The sequence below is a fragment of the Pseudoalteromonas sp. AWH4_217 genome, from assembly GCF_056161105.1.
Genome location: NZ_JBSWYM010000005.1, coordinates 19,920 through 39,960, shown reverse-complemented (window position 1 = coordinate 39,960; position 20,041 = coordinate 19,920). Strand labels below are relative to the sequence as shown.

The window sequence follows — 20,041 nt, the reverse complement described above, 5'->3', positions numbered from 1 at the left end:
AGTATAATCACTTCTATAAACACTAATGCTTAGAATGATATATGCCACATATCCGACCAGATGAGATTTTTTATTCAACTTGTTTGACTTTTGTTCATTTAAACCTAACTTTTAAAACAACTCGACACACAGAGTTAACCAAATAAAAACAATTACCTTTATGACAACAGGAAAAACGAATGAAACATTCTTTAATTTGCTTATCGATTGTAAGTGCCCTATCTAGTGCCGCTGTATCGGCGTCTGAACCCGATTATCAGGGAGCAGCCGCTCAGCTAGCTATCAACAATACCTGTATCGTCAGATTCGACGATAAAACAGAAAAGCTGGATGTTGAGGGTAAGGCCAGAGGATTGCTGGCCCGTGCAAACGCTCAGGCAAAACATATTTATAAACATGCAATGAAAGGCATGGCAGTCAATATGAGCTGCGAGCAGGCACGTGCTACGTTTGCCGCTGAGTCTGCCACAATGCGCTTTACCCCAGACGGCGCCGTGTATGCCAGCCCGGCAAAAAAACTCGGAAAGCCAGGTGGTGGTGGTTCGCAAGGCCAAACCATTCCATGGAGTGTTAGCCGAGTGGGTGGCCCTATCGATGGCAGTGGCTATACGGCCTGGGTCATAGACACAGGTATTGATGTTGACCATGACGACCTCAATGTGGACAGCAGCCGGGGGTTCAGCGCATTTAGTAAAGGCAAGAATGCCGGCGTTGACGATGGTAATGGTCACGGCACCCACGTCGCTGGCACCATTGCAGCGCTAGACAATGGGATCGATGTTGTCGGAGTCGCTGCAGGCGCTACCGTCGTACCAGTCAAAGTGCTCGACTCCCGGGGCTCTGGCAGTTGGTCTGGTGTTTTAGCCGGTATTGATCATGTCGCAGCCAACGCATCACCCGGCGACTGTGTCAATATGAGCCTTGGTGGCGGCTTCAACCAGGAACTAAACGATGCTGTTGAAAATGCAGCCCAACAATCAGGCGCTTTCTTTGTGATTGCGGCGGGCAACGAAAGCCAGCATGCCAGCAATGTCTCACCCGCCAGTGCATCACACCCCCGTGTTTATACCATCTCGGCCACAGATGCCAATGATCGCTTCGCGAGTTTTTCAAACTACGGTAACCCACCGGTGGATTACGCCGCACCGGGCGTCAGTATTTTATCAACGCGCAGTGGCGGCGGCACAACCACGATGTCCGGCACCTCAATGGCATCACCTGCCGCGTGTGCCGTGATCATGATGAGCAATGGCAACCCCAGAACAGATGGCCGCGCATCCGGTGATCCGGATGGCAATGCCGACAGCATAGTGCACTTATAAATGACAGGCAGTGGTTCGGTCTCTGAACTGCTGCCAACACCCTGTGGTCAGCAGCGGTAATTGACCATGCTAAACCGTTCTTCCCTGTGCTTGCATTGACCTGACACCTGCAATCGCCTGCATAATATCCATAAAGTAAACATCCTCCAGCAAAGATATGACGTCATTCCACCTTGGATTAAACTCATTGTTCTCCCAGCGCCTTAAGGTGCGCTCCTCGATACCATAACTCGCAGCTGATTCGGCCTGAGTATAACCCCGTAACTTGCGGGCATACTTTAATAGCTGGGCACCGCGAGGCGCTCTTAAAAGATCAAACTGCCCGGCATTGTCTGCGTGCTGAGGCGGCATTGATCCTCCCATGGCAAACGGGTTGATCACTGTTTCTGTTGGGATGTTGCAGGTTACTGTGCTGGTCATATCCACTTCCTTACTTTTTTACGCAATCTTGTCATGTTACCCAACCACCTTAAGACAATTGGGTCATTATCTACTATCAGCAAAGGCTGTTAACGCGGACTGAATCCTTAAAACACCGCCAATGCGTAATTTATGAAAGATGATAGTGCAATTATTTACGCAGATCAATGCGTAACTTTCAAATTTTTGCGTAAAAATTTGAATTGCCTTTTGCCAGCCAAGTTCCTATAATGCCGTATTGCTTAAAAATGGGACATCCAAGGGCGTGGTATCAAACAATGGAAAAACAACATAATACCGAAGCTGACATCTCAGCATTTGCAGAACGCGTTGAATATGCAATTAAGCCGCATAGCATTCGTGCTTTCGCGTCAAAAATTGATATTTCTGAAGGAACTTTACGACGCATATTGAAAGGAGAGGATCCTAAGCTCAGTATTGTTGCACGCATTGCCCAGGTTGCGAATGTAGATCTGATGTGGCTTATCCAGGGTGAAACAACCACGGATTGCCCACAGTCGCCCATCATCACTCAGCCTCTGGTTAAGCTCGATGAATTTAACGAAGCCTTTGTGTTAGTACCTGGGTATCATGTATCTGTCAGTACCGGCCATGGCGCGTTCAATGACAACGCTCAGGTTGCCCGCCACCTCGCATTCAGAAAGAAGTGGATCGACTATAAAAACCTCGATAAAAGTGAGTTGGCAGTGGTGTTTGCAAAAGGCGACTCGATGGAGCCCACCATCCACAACAACAACACCATTTTGGTTGACTTGAGTGACAAGAAACTCAGTGAAGGCCTGATCTACGTAGTCAGACTCGGTGAAGAGTTATATGCAAAACGGCTACAACAGTATCTGGATGGCTCTGTCAGATTGATCAGTGACAATAAAGAATACGTTGAACAGGTGGTGCGCGCTGACGAGCTGGAGCAGTTAGAAATCATCGGCAAAGTGGTGTGGATTGGCAAAGATCTGGCTTAAAAGCGGATTTTTTAGCGACCCATATATTAACAGGTGGCGTTACCAAGCTTATTGAGGTGCCGGAGCTCAGTACTGGGCCCCCTGCTCTTTTGCGCTGGTCACTATGTCTCCCTGAAAGAGCTGATTGCGCCCGCTGCCACCATTCAGTATGTCATAACCCGTGCCACCGGCCAGAATATCATCCCCGTCTCTGCCCTCGAGCACATCTTTATCATCACCACCTATCAGGACATCATTACCTGTACCGCCAACGAGCTTATCACGACCAGCAAAGCCTCTCAGTTCATCATTACCGACACCACCAAATAACCGATCCGCACCGCGTCCCCCCATCACCTCATCATCGCCGCTACCAGCCCAGACATGTTGCTCGATGGCCATAGCACGGCCATCGTAGCTGTCGTCGCCTTCGCTCAGATAAACGTGAATTTGCTCAACCTGATTGGCATAGATAAACACACAGCTGGCGCTGTCCGAGGTCGCTCTCATCACTTTAATGCGCCTACCGTCCAGGGTTAGCCGGTACGTTTCTGCCTCCGTCGTGCCAACAATATTAAGCACCACGATGTGTCTGACAGATTTCACTGCGCGCAAAGACATGCGCTTTAATTCGACAACAGCGCCTCCACCTAACCCGACACACACGCCGTCGGATGCAATCGCGCTGCGCGCACCGACCAAACCCAAAAGACCTATTAAAAACGCCACTAAGACCCGCTTAAACATATCCCTACACCCTTTTGAAAGCGTTGTTTAATCTGGCTGAGTGAAAGCTAAGGTGCTGTACTGACCAGATTACCTACTGTCACTCTAGCGACACAGTGTGGACACAATGTGCAGATGTAACACAGGGAGCTCATTTAAGTTTAGCTGCTTAATACAAATGGTGAGGTGTAATTGTACAGAGAATACTGCGGGTGGGCTTTGATATACGCCAGCTCGGCTTTTCTGGGGATACAGGAACCAAAACAGAGCCCGAAGCAAGCGGGCTCAGATAACAAAATGTGCAATTTACATCATGCAGTTAGCACTGACATGCCCAGTATTGATTACCCGTTTCTGATTCCGGCGGACGCGTGCAGCGGAATGTAGGCCCAGCACCCGCAACATTAGGGGTCTGTTGCTGTGCCAGCTGTTGAGTGTCGGTAAGGCGTTTTAGTGCTGATTTTTTAATTTGTAATTTCATGTTCTTTTCCTTGAGTTGAATTTTTTATGATTGCTGAATAAATCAACAAGAATAACATGCCACCCAAGAAACAATAAATCAACAATTATTTTACTTAAATTAAGAATCGTCCGTCATCCATTCAGACATTCTAGCCATAATTTCATCTTCGCTCAGATCTTCTAGGTGCGTACCTATTGTCCAGACATGACCAAACGGATCTTGCAGTGTCCCGGCTCTGTCACCATAAAACTGGTCAACGACAGGCCGAAGCTCGGTTGCCCCCGCAGCAACAGCCTGTGCAAACGTGCTGTCGACATCGGGCACATACAGCATCAGACTGACCGGCGTCCCGCCTAATTGCTGCGGACTCTTAAAGTGCATATCGGGGCACATATCAGATAACATCAAGTGAGAATCACCAATTTTCAGCTCTGCATGTGCCACACCACCGTCTGGCATGGGCAGCTGCATAACCAGCTCGGCCGAAAAAGCCTTACGATAAAACTCGATTGCTTGTGCGGCATTTTCGGTGATTAGATAAGGCGTCAGGGCATGATAACCATCGGGTATCGCTGAAACTGTCATGGTGATTTCCTCACAAGTTGCAGGCAGCGCCAATCTTCAAAACGGCATGGAGACATGTCCATCCTTAAAGTGGTACTGCCCGTCAGGCATTTGCATCTTTTAAAGCTAGTTCAGTTCGGTCAAATGTCGAGTGTCAGGCATCAAAGCGATGCCTGCGAATTTTGGTTAGCGCTTTTTCGCCACTGTAAAAAACGCTAAACTAGGTCTTTTTGATGTCCGACAGTGAGAGTATGATGCAACGTAAAAAGCTGGTAAATCACCTCAATGAATATCTAAAGCCTTTTCAAATAAAAGACTATTGCCCAAACGGCTTACAAGTCGAGGGCAAAACCGAGATCCGCAAGGTGATCACAGGTGTCACCGCCAGTCAGGCGCTGATTGACGCAGCGATCGACAGGCAAGCCGATGCCATACTGGTGCACCATGGCTACTTCTGGAAAGGCGAAGACCAGACCGTAACCGGTATGAAAAAGCGCCGCCTGCAAAGCTTACTGGCACACGATATAAACCTGTTGGCCTATCATCTGCCGCTGGATGTCCACCCTGAAGTGGGCAACAACGCACAACTGGGCAAGCTGTTGGGCCTGACTATTGAGCGCCCGTTAGAACCCTGGAACAGCAGCAGCGTGGCAGTAAAAGGTAAACTAAGCGAGCCCATGGCTGCGACCGACTTTGCCGCTTTGATTGAACAGAAGCTGGGCCGTAAACCGCTACTCAACCAGGCGGGTGACCACCTGATCAAGACCATTGCCTGGTGCACAGGAGGTGGGCAGAGCTTTATTGATCTGGCGGCAAGTCAGGGGATCGATGCTTATCTGACAGGAGAAGCCTCGGAGCAAACCATCCATTCTTCAAATGAGCAACAGATCCACTTCTTCGCTGCAGGACACCATGCTACCGAGCGCTATGGTGCCAAAGCTTTAGGAGAATACCTGGCTGCGCAGTTCGATCTGGACGTTGAGTTTGTTGATATTGACAACCCGGTATAATCGCAGCCATGGCAAGACATAAACAGCGCACCCTCAACAGAAATGAGGATCGCAATTTCAGCGAGTTAACCGGTAAATTTAAAAATAACATTTATGGCACATCAAAGGGCAAACTGAGAGAAGCAGTGCTCCAGCGAGACCTAATCCAACATGTGCCCTGGCTGGGTGTCGATTGCGAAAAAACGGTGCTTGATGTTGGTGGCGGCCAGGGCCAACTGGCAATGTTTTTGGCACAGCAGGGCCATCACGTCACTCTGATAGATATCTCAAAGGAGATGCTGGCTCAGGCGCGAACACAAGCCGACACGCAGGGAGTCAGCGACCGCCTTACCCTGATCCATGCCCCATTACAGGCACTGCCGGATCTGAACCTGGGTCAGTTTGATTTGGTACTTTGCCATGCTGTACTGGAATGGCTGACTGAACAACAACAGGCGTTAAAGCTGCTGTCAGACAGGTTAACCACTGAGGGCTATCTGTCTTTAATGTATTACAATCGTTCAGCTCAGCGCATGGCCAACATGGTGTATGGCAATTTTGATTATGTGCTTAATGGTTTGCAGGTCAAGCAGAAAGTAGGGCTAAGCCCCAACCGACCACTGGAACCGGATGATGTAAACAGTTGGCTCAGAGCGTTACCCCTGAAAAAATTGAGTCAGTCAGGTGTACGTTGCTTTCATGATTACTTGCGGGAACCAGAAAAAGCCAAAAATGAGTTTGACGCACTACTGGCACTGGAACTCCAATACAATCAGCAAGAGCCATATGCCTCGCTTGGCAGGTATACGCACTTAATGATGCAGTATGGCCTCTCGACTTAAACAGTAGCCATAAAAAAAGACCCTGGCACCCAGTTACAGTGCCAGGGCCGAGACATGTGTTCAGGTCTTTAATCCTGTCGTCATACACCCACATTGCTCAGCGGACGTATGTCAATGCCAAAGGTCGGGAGAGCAACGATTTAAACGTGGCACAGCACAGCGAAAAAGTCATTACCTGTCCTTTGAATCATTTTGAAAAGCATTATTTTCAATTACTTAAATCTATATTCTTTGTGGCAAAATGAGATAATATTTTACCATAAAGCTGTGGCCGCTTAGTCGCTACCCCTTGTCCGCCACTATTTTCGATCACCTGTAGCATCTCCTGACTGTCGATCAGTGTGTAGAAATAATACGGCGTTTGATTGCCAGTCGCTCTGAGCTGCTGCAATAATTTCAATCCCGCTAAAGGCTCCTCGGCCCTGCCCATATCAGAAATAATCAAGTTGTACTCATACATTTGTAACAACAACAGGGCTTCTTCAGTGGTTTTCACGGGATAGACACCAATATGGTGGCGCTCAAAGTAGCGCTTTTCCTGCAGATTATTCTGTGGGTTGTCGTCCACCCAGAGTATCCGCCCGATAGCATCTACCGGTTCACCATGACGCAATACAGACGTCTGTTCAGTACTATGAGTCATCAGGCCAACGAAGCACAGACAGGCGATCACCAATACCGGTAACCAGTACCGGGCAGGCAAGGCATGGTGCTCTCGCACGGACATCATTTGCACCGGCTGAGCGGTCATCGCTGCGGTATCGGAGCTGCCCACTGCGCCCATAAAAGAGCCTGTAGCCTGATGCTCGGTGACCTCCATGGCAGGTGCGAAACGATAACCCTGGCCACGTACGGTAACGATGCAATTTTGTTGCAGCCCTGCACGGTTTAACTGGCTGCGCAGATCTGAAACCAGTTTAGGCAGTGACCAATCTGAGACCACAGTATTTGGCCACAGTAATTTTACCAACTCGGCATGCGAACACACCTGAGGCCGACGCTGTAATAGGTAGTTGAGAAGCAAAAAGGCGCGGTCATCCAGCTGCGTTGACCGCTCATTGATGATGACGCATTGCGTCGCGATATTCAAACGCGCATTGGCGAATTGAAATTCCATAATTCTGACAATATTCTTGTTATTATCGCACCAGCGTAGCGGATTTTTTATTCACATACCAGACACAAACACTTGAATACTTATCAACTTTGGTCGTACTGGTGCAATATTTCGTTTCGATTTTTTGATTTATAAATAATAAAATCAAACAATTAAACTTATTTATCCAGCCAATCAAATGCGCGTTGCAAAAAAGCAACCGCGTCTTCTTCGATGATCAGACCATGTGCCATCACCAACCGTTGTGGCGACCAACTTAACATCTTGTTCAAATGCGCCCGCGCCGTATCGTGATGGAAAATAAAACTCAGCCGCCAGTCTAGTGGTGTCTGGCCTTCAGGTGCGACCACACCCGCGCCTTTTGCCACAAAGCGCTGAAAGGTATTCAGACTTTGTGGGTCAAAATTTTCAATCAGATCGGTGACCAGTAAAGTGCGACTTTGTGGATGATAGAACACCGCTTCTTCCATTGCCGGAGAGCCAGTAAAAAGCAACGTTTTCAGTGTATTATCCCAGGGGTAATGATGGTCATTGTCTAGGATCTCATCAAAGCTAAGTGTCTCGCACTTGTCTTTGACTTCCTGCGTACCAAAGGTTTGCGCTTGTGGATAGGCCTCCTGCCACGGTGCCATAAACAGATGGTGGAGATGATTGGGTGCGATCAGATAAGTCACAGGCCCCAGTCCATCTACCTGCTCTCGCAGCTCTGGTGTCAGGCGGATTGGGCTATGTACCCACAACCCGCCGCAAGGTAGGCGCACTATCGTCATTCGGGTAGTGAAAGGCATGGTGAAAAAAGATACCGCTTCACCATCGAAGATCCAAATATTGTCGTCCAGCTGTCTCATATTCATCTCCCTGGGGATCTAACTTCCCCTTAGTTCACTCATAAAAAGTAAGAAAAAGTAATGAGATTTGAGACTAACATACTTGCTGATATTTTATCCAACATGGCACAGAGCCAACTAAAACGGACACGTACACTTTACTTTACTGACAAACGTCTTTGAGTATTTGCGCACCCAGATCACGCATGACCTGAGGCTCAGGGTGCGTATGAGCGAAGGTGCGTAATCCATAAATACTGACAATCAGGCCACGTGCTCTGTCCAAAGGAGAGCGTGTGCCTGTCAGCTCACCTTGCTCGGCAATACGTTCAAACACCGCACACAGAGCATTACGCCACATGGCACATTGCTCACTGAGAATAGCCTGGGCTTCCGCGTCCTGCTCAGCCAGTTCGTTCAGCGCTTTTTGCGTCAGACAGAGCTTTTGCGGATCGCAGCTCACACATTCATCCACGACATGAGTCAGATAGGCTGCCAGCCCGGCTCTGGCCGATGAATGTTGTGAAAACAGCGCCTGTAATTCATCACCACGATCCCGGTTGTACTGCTCCAGAGCCGCCAGCAGCAGACCGCGCTTATTCTGAAACGCGCAGTAAATGGACCCCGGATGCAAACCCGTTGCAGCTTTGAGATCCTGCATACTGGTTTTTGCATACCCCTTTTCCATAAATGCCGTCATCGCGGCCCTGAGCACCTGCTCTTTGTCAAATTCTGCACTGCGCATTTCATTCTTCTCCTGTTCAGGCATAGCGCATTTTACTCATTTTTGAACAAATGTTCAAAATATACTTGAACGATCGTTCAAATGATCATATCTTGAATAAACATTCAAAAACTAACCGGGTCCTACTATGACGAGCAAACTGTTTGAAACTTATGTATTAAATGAGCAAATCTCACTGAAAAACCGTATTCTAATGGCGCCACTCACCCGCTGTATGGCTGATGATCAATTGGTGCCGACCGACGCCATGGCACAATATTATGCGCGTCGCTCAGAGGCTGGTTTAATCATTTCTGAAGCCACAATTATTCGACCCGACGGGCAAGGCTACCCAAATACACCGGGCCTGTTTACACCTGAACAAATAACTGGATGGCGCAAAGTAACAGATGCTGTTCACGCCAACGGCGGCAAAATATTTGCTCAGTTGTGGCATACCGGCCGGGTTGCGCACCCGCATTTCTTTGACGGTGACAAAGTGTTGGCTCCCAGCGCAGAAAAAGTAGAAGGTACAGTGCCACGCATGCGCGATTTGAGTTACATCACCCCCACGCCAGCCACGGTTGAAGAGATCTCAGTGCTCGTCGCAGATTATGCACAGGCAGCCAGCAACGCCATTGATGCTGGATTTGATGGTATTGAACTTCATGCCGCCAATGGTTACCTGATTGACCAGTTTTTGCATCATGACAGCAATAAGCGTACTGATGAGTATGGTGAAACGCCGCAAAACATGAGCCGCTTTGCGCTGGAGGTGATTGACGCCATCAGCGACCGCATTGGCGCTGAGCGAACAGCTGTCAGACTGACACCGGGTGCTTATTTTAATATGCAGGCCGATCCGCGCGACAAACCGGTCTTTGACTATTTGCTGGCACAACTGGAACAGCGCACACTGGCTTATGTGCACATTGGTATTTTTGACGACGCCATGGAGTTCGATTTTCTGGGTGGCAGAGTCTCGGACTATGTCAGAGCAAATTACAGTAAAACCCTGGTCGGTGTGGGTGGCTTTACACCACAAACTGGCGAGCAGGCGCTACGTGACGAACGCTTTGATTTACTGGCAATTGGCAGACCTTTCATTGCCAACCCAGACTATGTGGAAAAAGTCAGACAAGGTGACGCGCTGACCCCTTATTCCGAAGAGATGCTGACAAGCCTGGTGTAATACCCTCTGAATTCGCTGCGGGTGAAAGACACCCGCACGCTTGCTCTGGTGCGCACTACTGCCCGGCTGGCTGCTGTGTTATCACCGGAAGTTGCTCGGCCTGCCAGCTAAGATAATCGCCGCTAAGGTGCAGCAGGCTGAACCCCTGCTCCGTCAGTACTTGCTCAAAAATAGCTGCCCGGCGTCCGGAGCGGCAATAAACCACCAGCGTCTGGGGTTTTAGTGTTTCCAACAAAGACTGGTGCTGAGTGATCTGATCAAAAGGAATGTTAATCGCGCCTTTAAGGTGTCCGGCCAGAAACTCTTTTTCGCTTCTGACATCTACAATGACATGGGGCTGAGCCGACATCTGATTTCGTAATAACGCCTGTTGACTGATGATCTCTGTGGCAGCCTGAGCGAATAAACTCACCAGAGCAAACAACAAAAATAAACCTTGCTTAATCATATAACACCTTCTGTCTTTTAGACTTTCTGCTAACCGCAAGCAGAGTAAAGTAACGATACATTCACCTCAAGAATATCTTACCCTACAAACATCAACAAAACCGAATAAAAGTCACTTAAGCAAAGTGCTTACCTATATCTAAAACACAGTTCAACTTGTCAATTTTTCACTTTGAAAACTTACCATTTATTTTACAATTACTTATTTATTTGATCTGGCTCATTGGTCAGACAACTACGGCTATAGTCTAATACTCAGTATCAGAGTTTACATCTATTACTAGTATTTGGGTGAGAGTGTTCGCTCCGGTTATATGGAAAAAGGAACTGCCATCAAAAACTTGAGCTTTTACTCTATTTTGCTATATTTTTTATCAAGCTTGATGATGAAAAATATTGAACCTTTTGAAGGGACGCGCTAATAACAACGAATAAACAGATGCAAATTTGTCTTGAGAATTAAATATATCGGTTATTAATTCGTCACAATGACGAATGACAATAACGCCAGTTCGTAAACCTTTCGGTTAGTGTAAAAACAACCGGAAACGTGGCTTAGAAGTGCGATAGTTGAGCCGCCTTAAGTTCGGAAGAGCAATATGGAAAGCAAAAAAATCGCAGTCGTCACTGGTGCACTGGGTGGCATCGGTTCAGCTATCGTCAAAGAGCTGGTAAATGCAAACTGTTTTGTTGTGGCTGTTGCCAGCCCGCGTCGTACCTCAGCGGATATTGACGCCTGGCTCAATGAGCAGTCAATCAACCCGGCAGCCGTGCATGGCATATTTTTGGATGTCACAGATCATCAGGCCTGTCAGCAACAGCTCGATGATGTTATAGACCAGTTTGGTCGCATCGATATTCTGGTCAACAATGCAGGCATTACACGGGATACCTCATTCAAAAAGATGACTCTGGCACAGTGGCAGGAAGTCATCGACACTAACTTCAATTCCATGTTCAACATGACTCACCCTGTTTTTGCACACATGTGTGGTAACAAATCAGGTCGCATCATCAACATTTCGAGCGTAAACGGCCAAAAGGGTCAGTTTGGTCAGGCGAACTATTCAGCAGCTAAGGCCGGCATGATCGGATTTAGCAAGGCACTGGCTTACGAAGGCGCCCGCGCAGGCGTGACCGTAAACGTAGTTGCCCCAGGCTATACGGCAACACCTATGGTCGAAAAAATGCGTGAAGATGTGCTTGAAAGTATCAAGGCACAAGTGCCGATGCAGCGCTTAGCCACGCCACGTGAAGTGGCTCAGTCGGTCGCTTATCTGGCGTCTGATCAGGCAGGCTATATCACAGGTGAAACGCTGGCGATCAACGGCGGACTTTATATGAACTAAGCGGCGTATATCAGGATTGAGCATGCGCTCTGAAGTACCTGGGCAGTAACGCTACCTATACGGACTTTTTTGATAAACAGGAAGCACACCATGTACAACGATCTAATGAAAACTTTTACTGAGCAAAGCGAGCAGTTTTTTTCTCCGGCTATCAAGTTCAACCAACTGGTTGCTAAAAACATTGAGCAACTGGCGCAAATCCAGCTTGATGCAACAGAAAACTTTACTAAAACCTCTGTAGAGCAACTGAAAACTGCTGCTGAAGTAAAAGATGTTAAGTCTTTCATCGACTTCAATGCCAGCCAGCTTACTGCGATGAACAAGCTAAGCCAGCAAATGATCGACGACGGTCAAAAGCTGACTCAACTTGGCAACGAATTCAAAGAGCACCTTGACGCTATCTCTAAAGACAGTGTTAAAGCCACTGCTAAAGCTTAATCGCTGTCGTCTGCCCCTGCCTGTTGCGGGGGCATTTTTTTAGCCTGTTTTTTGTAGTGACTGATCCGCTATACCAAACACGACACAAGACACGTGCAATCAATTTGCCTATTAGGACACGAGTAATGGATACCGATAACACAGATCTTAATAAAACGCTGACTGCCTGGTGGCAGTACAATCAAGATCTCTACACCATATTCAGTAATAACCTGCTCAAAGAAAACCCCGTTCAACAAGCCCTGAACGAGCAAAGTGCCCGGGATTTTGGTGTCTGGTTGAACGAAATAGCGAAGCAGCCAGAAACCTTTGTTCAACATCAGTTTGACTGGTGGCAGGAACAAATCAAAATCATGCAACAAACCTGGGGTCAGGGATTCGACACTGAGCAACCAGATGTCATCGAAACAGAGCGTGGTGACCGCCGTTTTAAGGCCGACGAATGGCGTGATAACCCCTGGTTTAATTACATTAAACAAAGCTACCTGCTGTTTGGTCAGTCCCTGTTGTCTTCTATTCGTGAAACGCCAGGGCTGGATGATAAGCTCAAGGAGCGCCTCGAATTTTTTGCCCGTCAGGTCGTCAACTCGATCTCCCCCAGCAACTTTATTTCTACCAACCCGGAACTGCTTAAGCTCACTTTGGACTCCAAAGGCGAAAACCTTATTAAAGGGTTGGAAATGTTTAAAAAAGATCTTGCCAAAAGTGGTGATATGTTGCGTATCAGCATGACAGACGAACACGCTTTTGAGTTAGGTAAAGACATTGCTACGACCCCGGGTAGAGTGGTATTCCAGAATCATCTGTTCGAATTGATCCAGTACGAAGCAACCACTAAAGAGGTGTTTAAAACGCCGCTGCTGATAGTACCGCCGTATGTTAACAAGTACTATATTCTCGACCTGAAACAACAAAACTCGCTGGTAAAATGGTCTGTCGACCAGGGCCATACCGTGTTTATGATCTCATGGAAAAACCCGGATGCCAGCATGGCTGAAATCGGCTTTGAGGATTACATAGTCGATGGGGTGATTGCTGCTCTGGATGCCATTGAGAAACAAACCGGTGAAGCCTATGTCAATGCAGTAGGTTACTGTATTGCAGGCACTTTGGTAACCACAGCAATGGCTTACTTTGTCTCAAAGCGCATGAAGCATCGTATTAAAAGTGCCACCTTATTGACGACCCTGCTGGATTTCTCACAGCCCGGCGAAATTGGGGTCTTCGTCAATGAGCCGACCATTTCTGCGCTGGAGGAATACAACCTGCAAAATGGCATCATGCATGGCCACCTGCTTGGCGTGTCTTTCAGTATGTTGCGCGAAAACAGCCTGTACTGGAATTACTACGTTAATAATTACCTCAAAGGTGAAGCGCCCATGGACCTGGATCTGCTTTACTGGAATGGCGACAGCACCAACCTCACCGCAAAGTGCCATAACTTTATGCTGCGCGACCTGTATCTGGAGAACCGTCTGGTACAGCCACGCGAGGTAGAAGTCAGAGGCACAAAAATAGACCTGAGCAAAGTGAAACAACCGGTCTACATGTTATCGACCCGGGACGACCATATTGCGCTGTGGCAGGCGACCTTTCAGGGCATTCAACACACCAGTGCCAAAACCACTTTTGTACTGGGTGAATCAGGTCATATCGCCGGGGTTATCAACCCTCCAGCCGCTGAAAAGTATGGTTTCTGGTATGGCCCGGACGCAACCGGTGACGCCAATGCCTGGCTCGACAAGGCCAAACATCAGAGCGGCTCCTGGTGGCCTCACTGGGGCAAGTGGTTAAGCCAGTATGTGGATGAAAAAATCCCTAAGCGGGCCACCAGCAAAAAAGATAATCCAGGTATCTATGCGGCACCTGGCGAGTACGTCAAAGTTAAGATCTAGCACCAATCCGGACTGCCCTCGGGCAGTCTCTCACGATAAAAGCCATCCGTGACTATCTGGTGGCTTATACCAATTACTTTTGCCGGGTGAACTCACTGTGTTTGGCAGACACCATGTGTAAACCACTCAACCTGACGGCCTGTTTACTTAACCTTGGAAAGTCCTTTCTCAATTTATAACTGTGATATAGGTTGCTGAAAATACTGCTGCGAGACAAGCTGTCTAATTGAGCGAGAAACACTTTTGCGCTGTCGGGCTGACCATCCGGGGCAGTCGCTCTGCAACATGCCTGATAGCGCCTGAGCAGACCAACCAGTGTCAGGCTGGGATCTTTTTGTCGCAGAGCCAGCTCTGCTTCAATAAAAAATGCCGCCCCGCTCCAATATACCCGAGCATGTGCCCTGCGCCGCCACATATCTTCACTGACTCTGGCCAGAGGCCCCGGCGTATCCCAGGTACCCAGCCGGCCACGCTCCAGTCCAGACATAATCCGCTGCACATATTCATCGGCATCAATGACTCCAGAATGCAGCATAATGACGTTTTGCAAATAAGTAGCCAGACCTTCCGCCAGCCAGAAATCGGGGTAATCAAACAATGGATGATATAAATGCGCCAGCTCGTGATACAAGGTCCAATCACGGAGCAACTGCTGCTCTGTCGCAAATGCACTGACATGTAGTTCGATGCCATCCACATTCCCGCGGTTAACCGCTCCCCAGGGCACCGGCTCACTGCTTAAATAGACGTTTTGAAGCCTGACGGGCAGCCGGGATTGCGCAACAGGTCCTAAGGTCTTTTCGGTAGCTTCAAGGCCCTGCGTTAGCCAACTAGTGACAACGGCTTGTCGTTTTTCACTCAGTTGCTCAAGCTGCTGATAAACCAGTTCTGTGGCCCACCCGGGTGAGCACAATAGTAAAGTACCTATTAATATCCGCATGACCCCTCCTGAGCATCTCTCAGTCCACCATAACATATCAGACCCAGTTGTAATGCACTGTAATAGTCAACAGAGCGCGAAGCACTACACTTTCTCACAACATAACCAACAGCGTAAGGAACTAATTATGGGGCAAGGTGGATTTATTACGCTCGTCAATAGTACCGATTCAGACTGGACTCGTACGGGCCAACACGCTTACCAGATGAATGCCTGGGAGTTTCCCGACACCATTGCGGCCAAAACCAGTACCAGGGTCTATGTAGAGTGGGATCAGGGTATTTTTCATGACCAGCAAGATGACGCAGCAGAAGTCTATTATACCATTAACGATGGCCATCACTCGTGTTTTCAGATTCAGGCCCGGGCGAAGCAGGGCTTTGAGCTTCAGGTGGTGTTCGACAATCTGATCTCCAGTGGCAATCCTGCGGGGTCGACGCTCAGGCTGGGTTGGCAGCACAACGGCATGGTGAGCTTTATTCTTGCCGGGCGTTACGGCGACTACACGGGTTCCAACCTGCAAAGCGCAAACTGGATGAGTCAAAACCTGACCTTGCTTGGCGATAAAAAGCTGCGCGACCTGTGCATTAGCGGCTCTCACGATTCGGGTATGAGCGTGTATACCTCAGGCACTGCATTTGCCCATAGCTGCAATACGCTGACACAAAGTGCCAACCTTCAGGGCCAACTTAATCTGGGTGCACGCTATTTTGATATACGTCCGGTAATAAGCGATGGTGACTACTACACCGGACACTATAGTGAGATTAGCCAGATTGGTTCATGGCAAGGTGCCAATGGTCAGTCTATTGCTTCGGTTGTCTCGGACATCAATGCGTTTGTTGCCCACAACAACGAGCTGGTGATCCTGAATCTCTCCCATGCATTAAATACAGATGTGGGGAACACACATTATCGCCCATTCACTCAAACTGAATGGGATGGCCTGTTTGACGCCCTGTCGGGTCTGACTCATCTCTATATGGCAGATGCCAGCAGCGACCTGACTCAACTGACACTCAGGCAGCTTATTTCAGGCAGTGCCGCCGTGTTACTGATTGTAGAAGACAGTAATGTAGAACTCGGCGCACATGCAGGAAAAGGGTTCTTCCCGGCCAGCAGTTTACCTGTGTACAACAGTTATGCAGACAAAAACACCGTTGCAGCCATGGCTGACAATCAGCTAGACAAAATGCAACAACATGCACCTGAGGACTATTTTTTACTGTCCTGGACGCTGACTCAAGATGCCACTCAGGCCACGACTTGTGCGCTGGGGGTAACCTCCAGTATCAAGGCGCTGGCCGATGAAGCCAATCAAAATCTGGCCTACCTGCTCTATCCGGCAATCACGCCACAGGCCTACCCCAACATTATCTATACCGATAACCTTCGTAACAGCGATGCCGCCGCTATGGCCATGGCTGTAAACTGGACCGTGTTGTCCTGATAGCCTGTTTTGGGGCCTCAACCAGGCCCTGCTTCATTCAGTAAAAAGCTCACTCGTTAAGAGCAAAATTTCTTGTTAGACACCACTGTCGATTGCTCGTTTAATGCGGCCCATAACCTATACTCATTTAAATTAATTTTTTACCCGTTAAGGAACGTTAATGACAGATTTGATCTCTTCTGAGCAGGCACGTGAATGCTACAACGTGCGCCACTGGAGCCAGGGCTTCTTTGGTATCAATGATCAGGGAGAGGTAACCGCCATGCCGACAGTAGATAACCCGGGGCACGCAGTTACTTTGACACACATTGCCGCGCAGATTAAAGCGCAGGGCTATGGCTTACCGGCTTTAGTGAGGTTCCCACAGATCCTTGAGCAGCGCGTCAATGACATCTGTCAGGCGTTTAACACAGCAATTGCTGACTACCAGTATCCCAAAGACTACCTGTTGGTTTACCCCATCAAAGTGAACCAGCAACGCGAAGTGGTTGAAGGGTTAATAGCCAGTCAGGACGGTAAAGAGAAAAAGCAACTGGGCCTTGAAGCAGGCAGCAAAGCCGAGCTATTGACTGTGCTGGCGTTGAGCGAAAAAACCAGCGCCGTGATCGTCTGTAATGGTTACAAAGACCGCGAATATATTCGTCTGGCGCTGATCGGCGAAAAGCTCGGCCATCGGGTGTATATAGTGCTCGAAAAACGCTCCGAGCTGGATCTGGTACTGGCCGAAGCCAAAGCGCTGAATGTCACGCCAAGGCTGGGCCTGCGTGTTCGTCTGGCTTCGCAGGGCAAAGGTAAGTGGCAGGCAAGCGGCGGTGAAAAGTCTAAATTTGGTTTATCCGCTTCTCAGGTGTTAACTGTGATCGAGCAGCTAAAACAAGCAGACATGCTGAGCGCATTGCAACTGGTGCATTTTCACCTGGGCTCGCAAATGGCCAATATTCGTGATGTACGTTTAGGCGTAAGCGAAGCGGCACGCTTTTACTGCGAGCTGCGCAGACTGGGCGCTAACCTGATCAACCTGGACGTGGGCGGTGGCCTGGCGGTGGACTATGACGGTACACGCAGCCAGTCGCATAATTCGATGAATTATAGCCTGGCTGAGTATGCCAACAATGTGGTGTACACCATAGGTGATACCTGTCAGCAATATAATCAACCTATGCCGACCATTATTTCGGAATCGGGCCGGGCGCTGACGGCACATCATGCGGTGTTGATCACCGATGTAGTAGGCACTGAAAGCTACCAGCCAGAGCAGCTTACTGCGGTTGCCAGCGATGCCCCGCAGCTGCTGCGTAACATGTGGCGTTCGTGGCAGGCACTGAGCGAGCAAAGCGACGACAGAGCCCTGATTGAGCTCTATCACGACACACAGGGCGACCTGGCGGAAGTGCACGGACAGTTTGCCATGGGCTTGCTGTCGCTGGAACAACGCGCCTGGGCTGAGCAGGTAAATTTGCGTATTTGCTACGAGTTGCAGCAAAGAATGGACAACAAAAACCGTTTTCATCGTCCGATCATCGATGAGCTGGGCACCAAACTGGCCGACAAGTTCTTTGTGAACTTCTCGTTGTTCCAGTCACTGCCCGATGCCTGGGGCATAGATCAGGTGTTTCCTGTGCTGCCGCTGAGCGGCCTGACACAGGCGCCGAAAAAGCGTGCGGTGCTGCTCGACATCACCTGCGACTCAGACGGTGCGGTGGATCATTATGTCGATGGTCAGGGCATTGAAAGTACCCTGCCTGTGCCTGAGTACACGGCAGATTCGCCCTACTTGCTGGGCTTCTTCCTGGTCGGTGCATATCAGGAGATCCTGGGCGACATGCACAACCTGTTTGGCGACACCCACAGTGTGGTGGCCCGGGTGGATGCGCAGGGTCAGCTGCAAATGGACGACGTCGACGCAGGCGACAGCGTGGCAGATATGATGCGTTACGTACATCTGGACGTAGCAGCATTTAAAGAGAACTTTATTGCCCAGGTGAATACCCGACTGGAAGAGGCCGATCGGGCCATGTGCCTGACCGAACTTGCGTCGGGCCTGGAAGGCTACACCTATCTGGAGGAGTGCTAAGTGAAGCAGCTGTTCGACCATTGTGACCACTCGTTATACTCAAACGGCATGACGTTTTTGCGTCAGCCCATGGTGCGAGATATCGCCCATATTGAGTCCGACGTCGTGGTATTGGGGTTGCCATTTGACTTGGCCACCTCAGGTCGTCCCGGTGCCCGTCTGGGGCCGGATGCGATCCGCCGTGCCTCGGTTCACTTAGCCTGGGAAGGTAAACGCTATCCATGGCAGTTTGCTTTGTGGGACAAAATTAGCCTGCACGATGCTGGCGACTTTACTTATCCGGTGGGGGATCCGGAATACTTTACCGCGCAGCTGGAATTGGCGGCAGAGCAGATCCTCCATCAGGGTAAAGCCTTACTCGGACTGGGCGGCGACCACTTCGTCACCCTGCCCTTGTTACGGGCGCATCAGAAGATACATGGCAAAATGGCCTTGGTGCATTTCGATGCCCATACCGATACCTACAGTCAGGGCTCACGTTATGACCATGGCACTATGTTTTTTCATGCCCCCAGAGAAGGACTGATCTGTCCGGAGCACTCCATTCAACTGGGGATCCGTACTGAGTTCGAGCAAAGTAATCATGGCTTTGCCGTGGTCGATGCGATGCAGGCCAATGATATGGATGCCCAGACCATTGCTGAGCAGATCAAGGCCAGAGTCGGTGACCTGCCAGTCTATCTGACCTTTGATATCGACTGCCTGGACCCGGCCTTTGCACCTGGCACCGGCACGCCGGTATGTGGTGGCCTGAGCAGCGACAAAGTACTGAAGATCCTGCGTGCACTACAAGGCATTAATATCGTTGGTATGGATGTGGTGGAAGTCTCGCCCTCATACGATCAGAGCGAGCTGACGTCTATCGCCGCAGCCACCATCGCCTACGAATTGCTCCATCTATGGGCCATTCGCCACAAATAATTTAAAGCGCCTGCGGGCGCTTTTTTGTTTTGCTAACCTGTTTCCCAAATATCTAGCATTGAGATTGTAGTGTTACATTTTGAAACCTTGATCTTGATAGCTCATTTTTCAAAATCGGTAAAAACATTGATTCTTCTGAGAAGGCTTGCCACCTTGGTGAAATAGGCTAAATTTATTGTAGTATTAAAAGTTTCGCCTCTATTGCTAAATGTGTAGTTAATCAGCAAGATTTTAGTATTTTCTTTGCCAACATTAAAACCAGAGGCACACCATAAATTAAAAATAAAAATCATTAGATTATGAAAGGAAAAATCACAAACCTTTCAAAGAATCAAGTGACAGACCTTAATTTAAAAAACTAAGAAATTAGATTTAATAA

At 48.9% G+C, this 20,041-nt stretch carries 20 protein-coding genes; 11 read left to right on the top strand and 9 right to left on the bottom strand.

Going from position 1 to position 20,041, the window contains the following annotated elements; genetic code table 11:
- Nucleotides 1-179: 179 nt before the first annotated feature.
- Entirely contained in the window at nucleotides 180-1,322 is a 1,143-nt protein-coding gene (locus ACXAH1_RS07060; RefSeq protein ID WP_475195211.1) for a S8 family serine peptidase, read from the top strand.
- Between the two features lie 69 nt (nucleotides 1,323-1,391).
- Here the strand turns inward: ACXAH1_RS07060 and ACXAH1_RS07055 are convergent, their stop codons facing one another.
- The gene (locus tag ACXAH1_RS07055; RefSeq protein ID WP_475195209.1) at nucleotides 1,392-1,742 is read right to left on the bottom strand and encodes a helix-turn-helix domain-containing protein; all 351 of its coding nucleotides are present in this window, start codon (nucleotides 1,740-1,742) and stop codon (nucleotides 1,392-1,394) included.
- Nucleotides 1,743-2,020: 278 nt separating this feature from the next.
- On the opposite strand from ACXAH1_RS07055, the gene ACXAH1_RS07050 reads away from it, so the two are divergent.
- Nucleotides 2,021-2,725 (top strand): XRE family transcriptional regulator, encoded by a 705-nt coding sequence (locus ACXAH1_RS07050; RefSeq protein ID WP_138552159.1) that lies wholly within the window; start codon nucleotides 2,021-2,023, stop codon nucleotides 2,723-2,725.
- A 66-nt stretch (nucleotides 2,726-2,791) separates the two neighbouring features.
- On the opposite strand, the gene ACXAH1_RS07045 is transcribed toward ACXAH1_RS07050, so the two are convergent.
- From ACXAH1_RS07045 to ACXAH1_RS07035, 3 genes are all read right to left on the bottom strand, one after another.
- Complete coding sequence (locus ACXAH1_RS07045; protein WP_475195205.1) at nucleotides 2,792-3,451, bottom strand: calcium-binding protein; 660 nt, start codon at nucleotides 3,449-3,451, stop codon at nucleotides 2,792-2,794.
- Nucleotides 3,452-3,749: 298 nt separating this feature from the next.
- Complete coding sequence (locus ACXAH1_RS07040) at nucleotides 3,750-3,911, bottom strand: hypothetical protein (RefSeq protein WP_475195200.1); 162 nt, start codon at nucleotides 3,909-3,911, stop codon at nucleotides 3,750-3,752.
- Nucleotides 3,912-4,010: 99 nt separating this feature from the next.
- Entirely contained in the window at nucleotides 4,011-4,478 is a 468-nt protein-coding gene (locus ACXAH1_RS07035) for a VOC family protein (protein ID WP_475195195.1), read from the bottom strand.
- Nucleotides 4,479-4,711: 233 nt separating this feature from the next.
- Here ACXAH1_RS07035 and ACXAH1_RS07030 point away from each other — a divergent pair, with 233 nt between their 5' ends.
- A complete protein-coding gene (locus tag ACXAH1_RS07030; RefSeq protein WP_475195802.1) occupies nucleotides 4,712-5,467 on the top strand; it encodes a Nif3-like dinuclear metal center hexameric protein in 756 nt (251 codons plus the stop codon).
- 8 nt (nucleotides 5,468-5,475) lie between these two features.
- On the top strand, nucleotides 5,476-6,288 hold the full coding sequence (locus ACXAH1_RS07025) for a methyltransferase domain-containing protein (protein ID WP_475195193.1): 813 nt from the start codon (nucleotides 5,476-5,478) through the stop codon (nucleotides 6,286-6,288).
- Between the two features lie 208 nt (nucleotides 6,289-6,496).
- Here ACXAH1_RS07025 and ACXAH1_RS07020 read toward each other — a convergent pair whose 3' ends face one another.
- The 3 genes from ACXAH1_RS07020 to ACXAH1_RS07010 all read right to left on the bottom strand — a co-directional run bounded on the left by ACXAH1_RS07020 (nucleotide 6,497) and on the right by ACXAH1_RS07010 (nucleotide 8,977).
- Nucleotides 6,497-7,405 carry a winged helix-turn-helix domain-containing protein gene (locus ACXAH1_RS07020; RefSeq protein ID WP_475195189.1) on the bottom strand — a complete coding sequence of 303 codons (909 nt, stop codon included), beginning with the start codon at nucleotides 7,403-7,405 and terminating at the stop codon, nucleotides 6,497-6,499.
- Between the two features lie 158 nt (nucleotides 7,406-7,563).
- Nucleotides 7,564-8,253: a DUF4336 domain-containing protein gene (locus ACXAH1_RS07015; RefSeq protein WP_475195187.1), complete on the bottom strand. Its 690-nt coding sequence runs from the start codon at nucleotides 8,251-8,253 to the stop codon at nucleotides 7,564-7,566.
- Between the two features lie 142 nt (nucleotides 8,254-8,395).
- Nucleotides 8,396-8,977 (bottom strand): TetR/AcrR family transcriptional regulator, encoded by a 582-nt coding sequence (locus tag ACXAH1_RS07010; RefSeq protein WP_475195795.1) that lies wholly within the window; start codon nucleotides 8,975-8,977, stop codon nucleotides 8,396-8,398.
- A gap of 127 nt (nucleotides 8,978-9,104) precedes the next feature.
- On the opposite strand from ACXAH1_RS07010, the gene ACXAH1_RS07005 reads away from it, so the two are divergent.
- Complete coding sequence (locus ACXAH1_RS07005; protein ID WP_475195185.1) at nucleotides 9,105-10,148, top strand: alkene reductase; 1,044 nt, start codon at nucleotides 9,105-9,107, stop codon at nucleotides 10,146-10,148.
- Between the two features lie 55 nt (nucleotides 10,149-10,203).
- Here ACXAH1_RS07005 and ACXAH1_RS07000 read toward each other — a convergent pair whose 3' ends face one another.
- Entirely contained in the window at nucleotides 10,204-10,596 is a 393-nt protein-coding gene (locus ACXAH1_RS07000; protein WP_475195183.1) for a rhodanese-like domain-containing protein, read from the bottom strand.
- Between the two features lie 598 nt (nucleotides 10,597-11,194).
- On the opposite strand from ACXAH1_RS07000, the gene ACXAH1_RS06995 reads away from it, so the two are divergent.
- The 3 genes from ACXAH1_RS06995 (at nucleotide 11,195) to phaC (ending at nucleotide 14,277) form a co-directional block, all read left to right on the top strand.
- Nucleotides 11,195-11,944 (top strand): SDR family oxidoreductase, encoded by a 750-nt coding sequence (locus ACXAH1_RS06995; protein ID WP_253043629.1) that lies wholly within the window; start codon nucleotides 11,195-11,197, stop codon nucleotides 11,942-11,944.
- Between the two features lie 90 nt (nucleotides 11,945-12,034).
- Entirely contained in the window at nucleotides 12,035-12,382 is a 348-nt protein-coding gene (locus tag ACXAH1_RS06990) for a phasin family protein (RefSeq protein ID WP_046006440.1), read from the top strand.
- Between the two features lie 125 nt (nucleotides 12,383-12,507).
- Nucleotides 12,508-14,277, top strand: coding sequence for a class I poly(R)-hydroxyalkanoic acid synthase (phaC, locus tag ACXAH1_RS06985; RefSeq protein ID WP_475195180.1), 1,770 nt, complete (start codon nucleotides 12,508-12,510; stop codon nucleotides 14,275-14,277).
- Between the two features lie 73 nt (nucleotides 14,278-14,350).
- On the opposite strand, the gene ACXAH1_RS06980 is transcribed toward phaC, so the two are convergent.
- Nucleotides 14,351-15,217, bottom strand: coding sequence for a M61 family metallopeptidase (locus ACXAH1_RS06980; RefSeq protein WP_475195177.1), 867 nt, complete (start codon nucleotides 15,215-15,217; stop codon nucleotides 14,351-14,353).
- A gap of 127 nt (nucleotides 15,218-15,344) precedes the next feature.
- Here ACXAH1_RS06980 and ACXAH1_RS06975 point away from each other — a divergent pair, with 127 nt between their 5' ends.
- From ACXAH1_RS06975 to speB, 3 genes are all read left to right on the top strand, one after another.
- Nucleotides 15,345-16,667, top strand: coding sequence for a PI-PLC domain-containing protein (locus tag ACXAH1_RS06975; RefSeq protein WP_475195174.1), 1,323 nt, complete (start codon nucleotides 15,345-15,347; stop codon nucleotides 16,665-16,667).
- A gap of 160 nt (nucleotides 16,668-16,827) precedes the next feature.
- Nucleotides 16,828-18,741 (top strand): biosynthetic arginine decarboxylase, encoded by a 1,914-nt coding sequence (speA, locus tag ACXAH1_RS06970; RefSeq protein WP_475195172.1) that lies wholly within the window; start codon nucleotides 16,828-16,830, stop codon nucleotides 18,739-18,741.
- Complete coding sequence (gene speB / locus ACXAH1_RS06965; protein ID WP_125716149.1) at nucleotides 18,742-19,662, top strand: agmatinase; 921 nt, start codon at nucleotides 18,742-18,744, stop codon at nucleotides 19,660-19,662. It abuts the gene before it with no gap.
- Nucleotides 19,663-20,041 lie beyond the last annotated feature (379 nt).